The organism is Pseudoduganella aquatica (genome assembly GCF_009857595.1).
Taxonomy (GTDB): Bacteria; Pseudomonadota; Gammaproteobacteria; order Burkholderiales; family Burkholderiaceae_D; genus Rugamonas; species Rugamonas aquatica_A.
The window spans coordinates 94,717-109,257 of the sequence record NZ_WWCU01000018.1; the positions used below are offsets into that span (position 1 = coordinate 94,717).

The following is a 14,541-nucleotide window of genomic DNA, read 5'->3' on the forward strand; positions in this document are numbered from 1 at the left end:
TTAGCGCTTCAGTCAGTCCACATTGTGCAGGCGGCGCTGGCGCACGGCGGCGGCCAGGCCTTCCAGCACCTGCACGCTGCTGTCCCAGTCTATGCAGCCGTCGGTGATGGACTGGCCATAGGTCAGCTCCTTGCCCGGCACCAGGTCCTGGCGGCCTGCCACCAGGTGCGACTCCACCATCACGCCGACGATGCGCGCGTCGCCGCCGGCGATCTGGCCGGCGATGTCGGCGCACACCGGGATCTGGTTCTCCGGCTTTTTCGAGCTGTTGGCGTGCGAGGCGTCTATCATCAGGCGCGCCGCCAGGCCTTGCGCGGCGATGGCCTTGCAAGCCTCGTCCACGCTGGCCGCGTCGTAGTTCGGCGCCTTGCCGCCGCGCAGGATGATGTGGCAGTCCTCGTTGCCGTTGGTCGACACGATGGCCGAGTGGCCGCCCTTGGTCACCGACAGGAAGTGGTGCGGCTGCGAGGCGGCCTTGATGGCCTCGACGGCGATCTTGACGTTGCCGTCGGTGCCGTTCTTGAAGCCCACCGGGCAGGACAGGCCGGAGGCCAGCTCGCGGTGCACCTGCGACTCGGTGGTGCGGGCGCCGATCGCGCCCCAGCTGATCAGGTCGGCGATGTACTGCGGGCTGATCACGTCCAGGTATTCGGTGCCGGCCGGCAGGCCCAGCTCGTTGATGTCGCGCAGCAGCTCGCGCGCCATGCGCAGGCCGTCGTTGATGCGGAAGCTGTTGTCCATGTAGGGGTCGTTGATCATGCCCTTCCAGCCCACGGTGGTGCGCGGCTTCTCGAAGTACACCCGCATCACGATCTCCAGGTCCGCGCCCAGCTTCTCGCGCAGCGGCGCCAGGCGGCGCGCGTATTCCATGGCCGCTTTCGGGTCATGGATGGAGCACGGGCCGATCACCACCATCAGGCGGTCGTCCTGGCCGTGCAGGATGCGGTGCAGCGCCACGCGCGCATTGGCGGCAGTGGCGCTGGCGGCCTCGGTGCAGGCGAACTCGCGGATCAGGTGCGAGGGGGGGACCAGTTCCTTCATTTCGCGGATGCGCAGGTCGTCGGTGCGTTGCATGGTATCTCCTGAAGTCTAAGGCTGAAAATCGTGGGCTAAAAAAAAACCGCCATCGCTGGCGGTTTGTCTGGGTCTGCTGGGATCTCGTTTTTGCTGCTACGTGAACCGGCCGCTACTCCACCGCCTTTGGGTTGGAATTGCTAAAGTAAAAATGGCCGGTAAAGAAAACGCAGAAGTGCATGGATGAAATCCTAAAAGGTTGCAACGACTATAGCAACAATTTGCAAGCTTTGGCAAGCAGTTTCCTTGATCCAGATCAGCACCCCCTCGCCCAAAGAAGGCAAGACTGCACAATCCTGCTTACCTTATGGAGAATGCAATGAAGAAACTGATCTTGCCCGGCCTGCTCAGTGTGCTGGGCCAGGCTTACGCGCAGGAAGCCGCCCAGCAGCCCATGCAGCGGGTGGAAATCACCGGCTCCAACATCCGCCGCGCCCAGGCCGAAACCGCCTCGCCGGTCCAGACGCTGAGCCGGGCCGATATCGAAAAATCCGGCAAGACCACGGTGGCCGAGCTGATGCAGACGCTGGCGGTGGACAACCAGGGCTCGGTGCCGATGACCTTCGGCGGCGGCTTCGCCTCGGGCGCGTCCGGCATCTCGCTGCGCGGCCTGGGCGCGGCCTCCACCCTGGTGCTGATCAACGGCCGCCGCGTGGCGCCCTACGGCCTGGCCGACGACGGCCAGAAAGTGTTCGCCGACCTGAACGTGATCCCGTCCGAAGCCATCGAACGGGTGGAAATCCTGAAGGACGGCGCCTCCGCCATCTACGGCTCGGACGCCATCGCCGGCGTGGTCAACGTGATACTGCGGCGCGACTTCCAGGGCACCACGGTGCGCGCCAGCCAGGGCGTGTCCGAAGAGCGCGACGGCCACGACACGCGCCTGGCCATTACCCACGGCATCGGCAGCCTGGATAGCGACCGCTACAACTTCATGGCCAGCCTGGAATACGGCCGCAAAGGCGCGGTCGCCAACAGCGCGCGCAGCGGCCGCCGCTACATCGGCCGCAGCGACCTGCGCGACTACGGCTTCTCGGCCCAGGAAACGCTGGGCGGCACCGGCGCCATCATCAGCAACAACAACGCCGGCAGCGCGGTCAACGGCAATGTGCGCAATCCCGACACGCTGGACTACTACAGCCGCGGCAACCCGGCCGGCGCCGGCTTCACGCGCTTCTTCCCCGGCGCCGCCTGCGCCAACTTCACGCGCCACCCGCAAGGCGACCCCGGCGGCGGCTGCCTGATCGACGCGCAGCAGCAATACAGTGAAATCCAGCCCGAGCAGGAAACCGCCAACGCCTTCGCGCGCCTGAGCTACCAACTCAGTCCGGGCTGGCTGGCGTACAGCGAGCTGAACTTCTATCACAGCAATTCCACCGCCACCACCACGCCGTCCACCGTCAGCGCCTCGGTCGGCTACCCGGGCGGCCCGGTCAGCAACGCCGCCGTGCAGCTGGGCGCGGCCCATCCGGACAATCCCTACTTCGGCCGCGCCGCGCGGCTGCGCTACCTGGCGGCCGACGCCGGCCCGCGCGTGAGCCACGTGGGCTCGGACTTCACGCGCTTCGTGGCCGGCGCCAAGGGCAACTGGCAGCAGTGGGACATCGACGCCGCCTGGCTGTTCTCGCAAAACGAAGTGAGCAACACCCGCACCGGCTATCTGCAGCGCGACGTGGCCTTCGCCCTGCTCGACCCCAGCCCGGCCAATGTGGCGGCGGCGCGCGCGCGCAGCGCCGCCTACGCCGCGCTGCCGGCCGGCAGCTACTGGCGCATCGGCGAGAACGCCGGCCTGAATTCGGCCGCGCTGTACGGCGCGCTCTCGCCCACCATCGCCAACGACGCCGCCACCCGCATCAACCAGCTCGACGTGAAAGCCAGCCGCGAATTCGGCCAGCTGCCCGGCGGCGCGCTGGGCATGGCGGTGGGCGCCGAATACCGGCGCGAATCGACCGAGCTGGCGCCCACCCAGGGCACGGAGATCGGCAACATCATCGGCCTGGGCTACTCGGCCTACAAGGGCAAGCGCAAGGCCAGCGCCGTGTACGCCGAGCTGCTGGCGCCGCTGCACAAGACGCTGGAGGCCTCGGCCGCGCTGCGCTACGACCATTTCTCCGACGTCGGCAATTCCTACACGCCGAAAGCGGGCCTGAAATGGACGCCGGTCAAGGAATTCGCGCTGCGCGGCACCTTCGCGCGCGGTTTCCGCGCCCCCAGCGCGGCCGAGAACGGCGTGGGCGGCCTGGCCGCCTTCTCCACCGCGGAGGACCCGGCGCGCTGCGCCTTGGGCGTGCAGGTGGCCTGCAACCCGGCCTCCATCGCCATCATCACCTCGCCCAACCCGGCGCTGGCGCCGGAGCGCTCGAAGAGCTACAGCGCCGGCGTGGTGTGGGATCCGCTGCCGCGCACCAGCGTGTCGCTGGACTTCTGGCAGATCAAGCGCAAGAACGAGATCAACCAGGAACAGACCGACGCGGCCATCGCGGCCGGCCATATCGCGCGCGACCCGTCCACCGCCGTCCTGCCGGGCGATCCGGGCGCCATCACGGCGGTGCTGGCGCGCTACGTCAACTCCAGCAACACCAAGGTGCGCGGGGCCGACCTGGACCTGCGCAAGACCTTCGGCATGGGCAGCTGGGGCACGCTGTCGGCGGACGCCAAGTGGACGCACCTGTTCAAATGGCTGCGCACGGAGACCGACGGTTCGCAGCGCGACTTCGCCGGCACGCACGGCAATTGCGACGTGACCAACTGCATCGGTACGCCGGACGACAGGGTGAACCTGAGCGCCACCTGGGAGCGCGACGCCTTGCGCCTGACGGCCAGCGCCAACTACCGGGGCAAGCTGGACAACACGCTGTTCAAGAACGACCCGGACGGCTGCGCCACCCACTTTGCCGACGGCACGGACGCGCCGCGCGGCTGCAAGCTGGCGTCGTTCACCACGGTGGACCTGACGGCGCGCTGGAGGGTCAGCGAGAAGATGGAAGTGACGGCGTCGGTGCAGAATCTGTTCGACAAGATTGCGCCGCTGGACCCGCTCACCTATGGCGCGGTGTCGTACAACCCGCTGGACTATAGCGGCGCGCTGGGGCGCTACTTCAATGTGGGGATGCGCTACAAGTTCTGATGGCGGTGGCGGGTTACGGCGTCCCGCCTAACCCGCCCTACGCCGGAAAATGCCTACGAATGCCGGCAATTCCGTAGGGCGGGTTAGAACCGCAGGTTCGTAACCCGCCAAGCGCGGCTTAAGCGGTGCCGCCAACGGTCACGCCGTCGAGGCGCAAGGTCGGCTGGCCCACGCCCACCGGCACGCTCTGGCCTTCCTTGCCGCACACGCCCACGCCCGAATCGAGCTTCATGTCGTTGCCTATCATGGACACGCGGTTGAGCACGTCCGGACCGTTGCCGATCAGCGTGGCGCCCTTGACCGGATAGGTGATCTTGCCGTCCTCGATCATATAGGCTTCGCTGGCCGAGAACACGAACTTGCCGTTCGTGATGTCGACCTGGCCGCCGCCGAAATTGACCGCGTACAGGCCGTTCTTGACCGAAGCCAGGATCTCGCCCGGGTCCTTGTCGCCGCCCAGCATATAGGTGTTGGTCATGCGCGGCATCGGCAGGTGGGCGAACGATTCGCGGCGCGCGTTGCCGGTCACGGGCATCTTCATCAGGCGCGCGTTCATGGTGTCCTGGATATAGCCCTTCAGGATGCCGTCCTCGATCAGCGTGGTGCACTGGCTCGGGTTGCCTTCATCGTCGATATTGAGCGAACCGCGGCGGTCCTTCAGCGTGCCGTCGTCCACCACGGTCACGCCCTTGGCGGCCACGCGCTCGCCGATGCGGCCCGAGAAGGTGGACGAACCCTTGCGGTTGAAGTCGCCCTCCAGGCCGTGGCCGATGGCTTCGTGCAGCAGGATGCCGGGCCAGCCCGGTCCCAGCACCACGGTCATCGGACCAGCCGGTGCAGGACGCGCGTCCAGGTTGACGATGGCCGATTTCACCGCGTCTTCCGCGTACTGCTCCAGCAGCTCGTCGCTGAAGTAGCCGTAGTCGTAGCGGCCGCCGCCGCCGGACGAACCCACCTCGCGGCGACCGTCCTGCTCGGCGATCACGGTCAGCGACACGCGCACCAGCGGGCGGATGTCGGCCGCCAGCACGCCGTCGCTGCGCACCACCAGCACCACGTCGTATTCACCGGCCAGGCCGGCCATCACCTGCACCACGCGCGGGTCCTTGGCGCGGGCCATTTTCTCCAGGCGCTCCAGCAGCTTGACCTTGGCGGTCGCGTCCAGCGAGGTCAGCGGGTCGTGCGGCAGGTAGAGCGAGCGGCCGCCCACCTGGGTCATGCCGCTGGCCACCTTGATCTTGCCGGCGCCGGCGCGGCCGATGGTGCGGGTTGCCGCCGCCGCTTCCATCAGCGCGCGTTCGGAAATGTCGTCCGAGTAGGCGAAGGCGGTCTTGTCGCCGGAAATGGCGCGCACGCCCACGCCCTGGTCGATGGAGAAGCTGCCGGTCTTGACGATGCCCTCTTCCAGGCTCCAGCCCTCGTTCTTGGTGAACTGGAAATACAGGTCGGCGTAGTCGACCTTGTGGGTGAACATGCTGCCCAGCGTTTTCAGCAGCTTGCCTTCGTCCAGGCCGAACGGCGTCAGCAGCAAATCGCGCGCGACGGCCAGGGTGGACAGATTGGGTTCGAATGGGATCATGATAGTGCCTTGTGTGTGATGCTGCATTGTACTTTGAACCAGCGGCCAACGCCGGGGACAGACCCGCCGGGTCTGTCCCCGGGGGCCTACATGGTGCGGTGTTTCAGCGCCGGCAAGCTCTCGCGCACGCTGTCCATGAACAGCGCGTCCACCTCGCCGTGCACCACGCCCTCGCCCTCGGCCAGCACGGTTTTCACCGCGCCCCAGGGATCGACCAGCATGGAGTGGCCCCAGGTGCGGCGGCCGTTCTGGTGGATGCCGCCCTGCGCCGCCGCCAGCACATAGCACTGGTTCTCGATGGCGCGCGCGCGCAGCAGGATTTCCCAGTGCGCCTGGCCGGTGGTGTAGGTGAAGGCGGCCGGCACCACGATCAGCGACACCGGCCCCATGGCGCGGAACAGCTCGGGGAAGCGCAGGTCGTAGCAGACCGACATGCCGACCTTGCCCACCGGCGTCTCCACCGTGCCGACATTGCGCCCCGGCACGATGGTGCGCGCCTCGTCATACGATTCGGTGCCCTTGGAAAAGCCGAACAGATGGATCTTGTCGTAGCGCCCCACGTGGCGGCCTTCGTCGTCATACACCAGCGTGGTGTTGACCACGCGGGCCGGATCGTCCGAGGCCAGCGGCAGCGTGCCGCCCAGCAGCCAGATGCTGTGGTGGCGCGCCATTTCGCTCATGAAATCCTGGATAGGCCCCTTGCCGAGCGGCTCAGCCACGGCCACCTTGTCGCCGTCGCTCAGGCCCATGATGGCCCAGTACTCGGGCAGCAGCACCAGCTTGGCGCCGGTGGCGGCCGCCTGCGCGATCAGGCGCCGCGCGGTGGCCAGGTTTTCGCCCACGGAAGGCGAGGAAATCATCTGTATCGCTGCGACGGTGTTCATGGGCATGTCCTTCCCGATGTCTTTATGGTTGAGCTTTCTGCGCGGCCGGCTTGTCCGGCCGCGCCGTTTCCAGCTTGGTGATGACCGGCGCCTTCCACGGCCCCGTCACCTGCATTTCATAGGTCAGCGCGCGCATCATCGGCTGGGCCAGGAACAGCTGGGCCAGATAGCTGCCCAGGCCGATCACCGGATTGACCGCCAGCGCGTACACCAGCGGCGCCGTGCCGAGATTGACCTCCGGCATCACCACCACGTGCAGATTGGCCGATTCGTTGGCGATGTCGGCGCTGCCGTCCATCAGCACAGTAGCGGCCACGCCGTGCATTTTCAAGTTGTCGGTCTTGACGATGCCCCGGTTGATGGCGGCGTTGGCGCTGATGCCGTCGAACGCCAGGCCTTCCGAGAAGACGTCGTGGAAGTCCAGCTTGAGCATGCGCGGCAGCGCCTGCAGGCTGAGCACGCCCAGCAGCTTGGCCGCGCCCGGATCCTGCTTGAGGAACTGGCCCTTCTCCACATTCATGCTGATCTGGCCGGACAGGCTGGGGATGTCCAGCGCATACGGCAGGCCCTTCCAGGAAATGTCGCCGCTCAGCTTGCCCTTGCCGTTGCGCAAGGTGTCGGCGAAACCGAAGCGGTCCAGCAGCTTGCCCGCGTTGGCGATGGCCAGCTCGAAATTGAGATTGGTGAGCGGCTGGCCGTCCTTGACCACCCAGCGCCCCGTGCCGTTCAGCTCGCCGTCCGCATTGATCAGCGACAGCTTGGACACGCGCCACTCGCGCGCCGAGGTGATCAGCGCATTATGCGCCTGCAGCTCCAGCCGGCCGAGCGGCTTGTTGAACAGTTCAAAGCGTTCCACCACCACGTCCAGCGCGGGAATGGTGGGCTGGGTGGCCTTGTTTTCCAGCAAATCCTTGACCTCGTTGGCCTGCGACTCGGGGATCACCAGCGAGGACAGGCGCGCCGTCACCTTGCCCACGCCCTGCCCGGTCGGCGATTCATTCCAGGTGATGTAGCCGTTCGCGTGGCGCGAGTCGATATTGGCCTGCCACTGATTTTTCTGGTGGCTCACGCCCACCACCACGTTCTCCAGCTTGCGCTCGCCGATCACCAGTTCGCCCGCGCGCGCGGCCATGGTGTCGGCCACCACGTACTGCGCCACGTCGGCGCCGCCGCTGCCGGCCGCCGCAGGCTCCTTGCCCGCGATGGCCTCGCCCAGCTCCAGCCACTGGTCCACATTGAGCGACTTCACATTGGCCTGCATCATCATGCCGCTGTCCGGCTCCGGCGCCGGCACATTGATGCCGATGCCGCCGCGCACCAGCTTCCACGCCTCCTTGCCCTGGCGCTGACGCTGGTAGGCGGCCGACAGGCCGGAACCGAGCGCCACGCGGATGTCGTCGCGCATCAGCCCGGCCTCGTTGGCGCCGGCGCCGTTCAGCACGAAATGCAGCGGCAGCGCGTCGCCTGCCCCCTTGGCCAGCGGCGCCGGGAAGTCCAGGCCCAGTCCGGCCAGCGTGGAATCGACGGTGACGGAATAATGGTGGTCGCGCGCCACCACCAGGCCGGTGTAGCGCGCGCTGCCGCTGATATGGCCGGCCACGCGCTGCATCTGCGGCGACGGCCAGGTCTTGCGCAGGCCCTCGGCCGTGACGGCGCCGCCCAGGCGCACCTGGATGCTGCCGTCGCGCTGGCTGCCGCCGGTGATGGACACCGGGCCGCCGATAAAGGTGCCGGCCAGCGCGTTCAGGTTCACGCCTTTTTCGTTGAACTCTATCTTGCCGGTGGAGCCCGCCACCACCGGCATGTCGTGCCACAGCACGATGTCGTTGCTGGCCAGCTGCAGCGCGCCCTGCACCTTGGAATCGTGCATATGGTTCAGCGGCAGCTGCAGCTTGAGCGCCAGCTTGGCGCTGCCGGTGGCCTGCGTTTCATCGGTGAAATGGCCTATCCATTCCAGCACCGGGCTGGCCGCCATGTAATTGAGGAATTCCTGCATAGGCCCGGCCGCGTTGCCGTCGATCTCCAGCACGCTGTCGTGCGAGGACAGGTCGGCGATCACGGCCTTCACGCCGCTCAGCGCCACGCCGCCGGTGGTGGCGGTGTCGCCCCGGATTTCCATGCGCGTGCCTTCGAAGGTGAAGCCGCCCTTGATATGCTCGGCCTGCGGCCACAGCGGCGACTTGCCGTCCTTGGCGTAGAAGCCGGGGTCGTAGTTGAGCTTGCCGTTGGTCAGGCGGCCGGTGACGCGGAACTCGCCCCTGGCGCGCTCGGCGGCGGTGGCGTTCTTGAACGGGAAATGCGCCAGGTCGCCGCGCAGGCGCAGCACCACGTCGTCCGCGCGGCCGTCCTCCAGCGCGCCGGTCAGCCAGTGCTGCAGATGGGGCGGGGTTTGCAGCGGCAGGTAGCGGCCTATCTTCTTCACGTCGAAGCCGTTCAGCTTGCCGGTAAAGTCGGCCAGGCCGGCGCTCTTGCCGTCCAGCGCCAGCACATGGCTGCCCGACAGCGACCCGTTCAGGCCGTCCTGCGAGAACTCCAGGTTTTCCAGCTCGACCTTGAGTTGTTCGTTGCCCTCGAAGGACCAGGACATGCGGCCGCGCAGCTTGTCGAACTGCATGGCCGCTTCTGCGAAATAGTCCGGCATCTGCAGCAGCAGCTGGTCGGCGTCCAGCGTGAAGCGGCCGCCTTTTTCGCTCGCTTCCAGTGTGCCGCTCAGGTGCTCGAAGCCGGGCAGCGCCGGCATGCCGCGCACGGCGGGCGTCTTGCCGTTCTTGGGCTGTGGCAGGCGCGCCGGACGCGGGCGCAGGCCCAGGCCGTCGAGCTGGGCCTTCACATGGTAGGACTGCAGCGCCGGATAGCTGCCGTACCAGCTGGCGGCCACGTCGCGCAGGCGGCCGGTGGGGGCCACGTCCTCCAGCGCGCTGCGCTGGCTGGCCGTCAGCGGCAGGCGTCCGGCCAGCGCGGCCAGGGTTTGCAGGTCCAGCACGCTGGCGTTGAGTTCCATGCGCGCGGGCGCCTTGGCGGTGGCCGCCACATAGCGCTCGGACAGTTCGGTGGGCGGCAGTTCGAGGCCGTCGCGGGTGCGCAGCGAGAAGTTGTTCAGGGTGACGCTGTGGCCCAGCACGCCGAACGCGGGCTGGCCGCTTTGCATGGCGGCGGGTATCTCTTCGCGGGCCGACACGCGGCCGCGCACGTCCACCAGGTCCAGCGGCTCCAAGTCCGGTCCCAGCCTGGCGGTCACGTCGGCCAGGCTGACGTCGGCGGTGAAGCCGGCCAGCTTGGCGTGGTCCAGCTTGATCCAGGCGCGCACCGAGCCCATGCCGGAGCTCAGGTCCAGCGGGTAGTCGATATGCTGCTTCCAGGCGGCCAGGTCGGCCTGGCGCACGTCGGCGTACAGCTCGCCCTGCCACAGCCGCACATCGGACTTGCGCACCGCGAAGGCGGGATGGATGAAATCGGCGCGCACGTCCAGCGGGCCGCCCAGCGCGGCCGGCGGCGTGGCGCGCAGCGAGAACTGGTGGCGGCGCCACTTATTGCGCAGCACCAGGCTCATGTCCTGCAGGCTCACGCGCGGCGTGCCGCGCAGCTGGTCGGTCCAGTCCAGCTGGCCTTCGCGCACGACGATTTCGCGCTGCGCCAGCAGCCAGTCGCCGCCCTTGCCGTCGCCCTTCTGGTTCAGGTCGATATGCGCGCCGGCCACGTAGAGCTTGCCGTCCGGCGTGCGCAGCACGTCCAGCTTGGGGCGTATCAGCTCGAGCGACTCGAAGCGCACATCGGCCGCCGCCACGCTCCACCAGGACAGCGTGGCCGACACGCTGGGCAGGGCCAGCACGTCGCGGCCCTGCTGGTCGCGCAGCACCACGTCGCCCAGGAACAGGGTGGGGTTCAGGCCGGACCAGGAGGCGTAGATGCGTTCTATGGTGACGGGATTGCCCAGCGCGCGGCTGGCCTGGCGCTCGATATCGCCCTTGTAGTGGTCGATATTGGGCAGCACCAGGTAGCGCAGCGCCAGCAGCAGGATGGCGAATGCAAAGTACAGCAACAGGGCTAACTTGACAGTAAAGCCCAGTACATGGTGGGTGGCCAGATTGCAGACGCGATAGGCGGAACGCAGCCGCTGCCAGCGCACGGCCAAGGGCACGCTGTCTGTCACGGTCTCCTCTGGATTTTGCATCAATAAGCTAATAATTCAGGCCCGGCGTCTAATAAATCGCTAAAATCGTCTCGTCTTAGCCTGCGCGTCCATTTTACCGCATAGGCTGGCGTCCCCACGCTCTGTTTATTACGTTGCAACACTAAGTTACTTTGCCGCCAATGACCTCAACCGCTCCCGCCCTCACCTCCGCCTCCCGTTACTACCAGCGCTGGATCAGCGCCGATCCGGGGCGGGCGGCCAAGGTGGATGCGCTGGCGCAATTATCGCTTGCCGGGATGGATTTTGCCGATTATTTGGCGCGCGAAGCGGCCGCCGGCCTGGACCAGCCCGCCGGCCAGCCCCTGCCGCTGCCGCGCGCCATGCGCCGCCTGCGCAATCTGCTGGTCTGCACCCTGATACGGCGCGACCTGGAAGGCAGGGCCGACCTGCATGAAGTGGTGACTGCCATGACGCGCTTCGCCGACTTCGCCATCCAGCAGCACGCGGCGGCGCTGCACGCGGAAATGGTGGCCCTGCACGGCCAGCCGGTCGGCCACGACAGCGGCGAGCCGCAGGAGCTGATGGTGCTGGCCATGGGCAAGCAGGGCGGCGGCGAGCTCAATGTGTCGTCCGACATCGACCTGATCTTTGTCTACCCGGAAGACGGCGACACCGTGGCCGGCCCCGGCCAGCGCTCGCTGTCCAACCATGAATTCTTCGTCCGCCTGGGCAAAAAGCTGATCGCCGCCCTGGCCGAGATCACCGAGGACGGCTACACCTTCCGCGTCGACATGGCGCTGCGCCCGAACGGCGGCTCCGGCCCGCTGGCCGCCAGCCTGAGCATGGTGGAGCAATATCTGATTGTGCAGGGCCGCGAATGGGAGCGCTACGCCTGGGTCAAGGCGCGCGCCGTCACCGGCACCCCGGCCGACATCGCCGCGCTGGACGCCATCGTGCGCCCCTTCGTGTTCCGCCGCTACCTGGACTTCGGCGTAATCGACGCCATCCGCAATATGCACGCCCAGATCCGCGCCGAGGTGAACCGCCAGGAGCGCCTGCACCCGGACCGCAGCAACAACGTCAAGCTGGGGCGCGGCGGCATCCGCGAAATCGAGTTCCTGGCCCAGGTGTTCCAGCTGATACGCGGCGGGCGCGACGCCACGCTGCGCGACCGCTCCACCCGCGCCACCTTGCGCATACTGCCGGAAAAAGGCTTGCTAACCACCGACATCGTGCTGCAACTGCTGGCTTCCTACACTTTCCTGCGCAACCTGGAGCACCGTCTGCAATACCTGGACGACGCCCAGACCCACACCCTGCCGCCCAACGAGGCCGACCAGCTGGTGGTGGCCCAGATGATGGGCTTGTCCGACGTGCCCGCCCTGCTGGCGCAAATCGAGGCGCACCGCAAGTTCGTGGCCGAGCAATTCGACGCCATGTTCGCCGAAAAAGCAGCGAACGGCCCGCAAGACGGCGACATCGACCCCGCCACCAGCAATGAATGCGCGGACCCGGACAACCTGGAGGCCATCCAGTCCCGCTTCGCCTCCCTGGGCTACGACGACCCGGCCGGCGCGGCCCAGCGCCTGGTGGCGACCTGGCAGGCGCCGCGCCTGCAGTCGCTGCCGGAGGCGAGCCGCAACCGCCTGGTGTCGCTGGTGAACGCGGCGCTGCCGCTGATCGCCCGCACCGCCGAGCAGTCCAGCGTGGGCAGCCAGCTGGTGACCCTGGGCAGCCTGCTCGACTTCCTGGAGGCCATCGCGCGCCGCTCGGCCTATCTGTCGCTGCTGACCGAGTACCCGCACACGCTGGAACGCGTGATCCGCATGATGCATGCCAGCGGCTGGGCCGCCAAATTCCTCACCAAGCACCCCATCCTGCTGGACGAGCTGCTGGACGACCGCATCCGCAACGCCGTGTTCGACGCGGCCCAGCTGGCCGAGGAGCTGGACGGCCAGCTGGCCGCCGCCGCCGGCGACACCGAGCGCCAGATGGACATCCTGCGCGAAGTCCACCACGCCCAGCTGTTCCACCTGCTGGCGCAGGACCTGGCGGGCGACCTCACCGTGGAAAAGCTGGCCGACCACCTGTCCGCGCTGGCCGACGTGATCGTGGCCGCCACCGTGCAGGCGGTCTGGAAGACGGTGGCCACCCGCCACCGCGAGGTGCCGCAGTTCGCGGTGATCGCCTACGGCAAGCTGGGCGGCAAGGAGCTGGGCTATATCTCGGACCTGGACGTGATCTTCCTGTTCGACGACGAGGACCAGGATGCGCCCGCCCAGTACGCCAAGCTGGCGCAGCGCTTTATCACCTGGATGACCTCGCACACCTCGGCCGGCCAGCTGTTCGACGTCGACATTGCGCTGCGCCCGGACGGCGCCAGCGGCATGCTGGTGTCCAGCGTGCAGGCATTCGAGCGCTACCAGGACAATTCGGCCTGGATCTGGGAGCACCAGGCGCTCACGCGCGCCCGCTTCTGCGCCGGCGACGCCGCCATCGGCCGGCGCTTCGAGCAGATCCGCTGCCAGGTGCTGCGGCGCGAGCGGCCGCTGGACGGCCCGCTGAAAACCGAGGTGCGCGCCATGCGCAAGAAAATGGCCGACGCCCGCCCCAACCGCTCCGAGCTGTTCGATTTAAAACAGGACGCGGGCGGCATGATAGACATTGAATTCATCGTCCAGTATCTTGTGTTACAGCATGCATCGACCTATTCACAATTGACGGGAAATGTGGGTAATATTGCGTTACTGAAAATGTGTGGCGAATTGGGCCTGATTAATCCGGCCCTTGCCGCCAGCGTGGCCGACGCTTACCGCCTGTTCCGCAAATTGCAGCACCAGATGCGCTTGCAGGGCCAGGAACAGGCCCGCGTCGATCCCGCGCGCGTTGCCAGCCAGGCCGGGCATGTTATCGAGCTGTGGAACGCCATATTGGAATAAGCAGCAGGAATTACGACCAGCAGTTCAATCCAAAAGGAGACACCGATGAAAATGTTTTTAGGCGGTATCGCAATCAGCCTGGGCTTGCTCGCAGCTCCGGCATATTCCGCGGAAAAAGGCACGGCCAACGAAGCCATGGCCATGGTGAAAAAAGCGGTCGCCCTGATTAAATCGGACGGCAAGGAAAAAGCCTTTGCCGCAATTTCCGACCCGAACAACAAGGATTTCCACGACCGCGACTTGTATATTTATGTCTACGATTTAAATGGCGTGGCCGTGGCCCATGGCGTGAATCAAAAACTGGTGGGCAAAAACCTGCTGGACATGAAGGATAACGAAGGCAAAGCCATGATCCAGGAAATGGTGAAGGTGGCCAAGGAAAAAGGCAGCGGCTGGGTTGATTTCAAATGGCCGAATCCGGTCAGCAAGGTGGTCGAAGCCAAATCCGGCTACGTGGAAAAAGCAGGCGACGTCCTGGTCGGCTCCGGCATTTACAAATAAGCGTTTCCCTACGTCATCCGGCGCCGCCCCCGCGGCGCTTTTTTTTCGCCCGTATGGTGCGCAAGGGACGCCAGTGTGCCCGATGCTGGCGCGATCGCGCCAATATCTGGCATAGATCAGCGGCAACTTGCCCATCTGCATACTGTGGCAAGCCCACAACATTGCCATCCGGCCTACGGCGCTCGATACAAATTGTAATACCTGTGTAATCCGCCATCCGCCTAGCTAAGTGAAACACTTACGCACATCGCGCAAGCACAAACAGCGCTGTCAAGGGCTGCTTTGTTTCAATTGCGTTACATAAG

7 protein-coding genes are annotated in these 14,541 nt (G+C 66.5%); 3 read left to right on the forward strand and 4 right to left on the reverse strand.

From position 1 onward, the window contains the following. Positions 1 to 12: 12 nt before the first annotated feature. The gene (gene aroG / locus GTP77_RS16820) at positions 13 to 1,074 is read right to left on the reverse strand and encodes a 3-deoxy-7-phosphoheptulonate synthase AroG (RefSeq protein ID WP_161073299.1); all 1,062 of its coding nucleotides are present in this window, start codon (positions 1,072 to 1,074) and stop codon (positions 13 to 15) included. Between the two features lie 319 nt (positions 1,075 to 1,393). Here aroG and GTP77_RS16825 point away from each other — a divergent pair, with 319 nt between their 5' ends. After that, the gene (locus tag GTP77_RS16825; RefSeq protein WP_229202234.1) at positions 1,394 to 4,201 is read left to right on the forward strand and encodes a TonB-dependent receptor; all 2,808 of its coding nucleotides are present in this window, start codon (positions 1,394 to 1,396) and stop codon (positions 4,199 to 4,201) included. A gap of 118 nt (positions 4,202 to 4,319) precedes the next feature. Here the strand turns inward: GTP77_RS16825 and tldD are convergent, their stop codons facing one another. The 3 genes from tldD to GTP77_RS16840 form a co-directional block, all read right to left on the reverse strand. Then, complete coding sequence (gene tldD, locus GTP77_RS16830; RefSeq protein ID WP_161073301.1) at positions 4,320 to 5,780, reverse strand: metalloprotease TldD; 1,461 nt, start codon at positions 5,778 to 5,780, stop codon at positions 4,320 to 4,322. Positions 5,781 to 5,866: 86 nt separating this feature from the next. Then, positions 5,867 to 6,664, reverse strand: a complete 798-nt coding sequence (locus GTP77_RS16835; protein WP_187358747.1) for a carbon-nitrogen hydrolase family protein — start codon at positions 6,662 to 6,664, stop codon at positions 5,867 to 5,869. 22 nt (positions 6,665 to 6,686) lie between these two features. Continuing rightward, entirely contained in the window at positions 6,687 to 10,814 is a 4,128-nt protein-coding gene (locus GTP77_RS16840) for a YhdP family protein (protein WP_371869367.1), read from the reverse strand. A gap of 161 nt (positions 10,815 to 10,975) precedes the next feature. Here GTP77_RS16840 and glnE point away from each other — a divergent pair, with 161 nt between their 5' ends. Both glnE and GTP77_RS16850 read left to right on the forward strand, forming a co-directional pair. Further along, positions 10,976 to 13,735 carry a bifunctional [glutamate--ammonia ligase]-adenylyl-L-tyrosine phosphorylase/[glutamate--ammonia-ligase] adenylyltransferase gene (gene glnE / locus GTP77_RS16845; protein WP_161073304.1) on the forward strand — a complete coding sequence of 920 codons (2,760 nt, stop codon included), beginning with the start codon at positions 10,976 to 10,978 and terminating at the stop codon, positions 13,733 to 13,735. A 45-nt stretch (positions 13,736 to 13,780) separates the two neighbouring features. After that, positions 13,781 to 14,236, forward strand: coding sequence for a cache domain-containing protein (locus GTP77_RS16850; RefSeq protein WP_161073305.1), 456 nt, complete (start codon positions 13,781 to 13,783; stop codon positions 14,234 to 14,236). The last annotated feature ends 305 nt before the right edge of the window (positions 14,237 to 14,541 follow it).

Excerpts from the sequence above, each read along its gene's own strand:
- tldD (WP_161073301.1), bottom strand. The coding sequence starts at position 5,780 with ATGATCCCATTCGAACCCAATCTGTCCACCCTGGCCGTCGCGCGCGAT.
- GTP77_RS16850 (WP_161073305.1), top strand. The coding sequence starts at position 13,781 with ATGAAAATGTTTTTAGGCGGTATCGCAATCAGCCTGGGCTTGCTCGCA.
- glnE (WP_161073304.1), top strand. The coding sequence starts at position 10,976 with ATGACCTCAACCGCTCCCGCCCTCACCTCCGCCTCCCGTTACTACCAG.
- GTP77_RS16835 (WP_187358747.1), bottom strand. The coding sequence starts at position 6,664 with ATGAACACCGTCGCAGCGATACAGATGATTTCCTCGCCTTCCGTGGGC.
- GTP77_RS16825 (WP_229202234.1), top strand. The coding sequence starts at position 1,394 with ATGAAGAAACTGATCTTGCCCGGCCTGCTCAGTGTGCTGGGCCAGGCT.
- aroG (WP_161073299.1), bottom strand. The coding sequence starts at position 1,074 with ATGCAACGCACCGACGACCTGCGCATCCGCGAAATGAAGGAACTGGTC.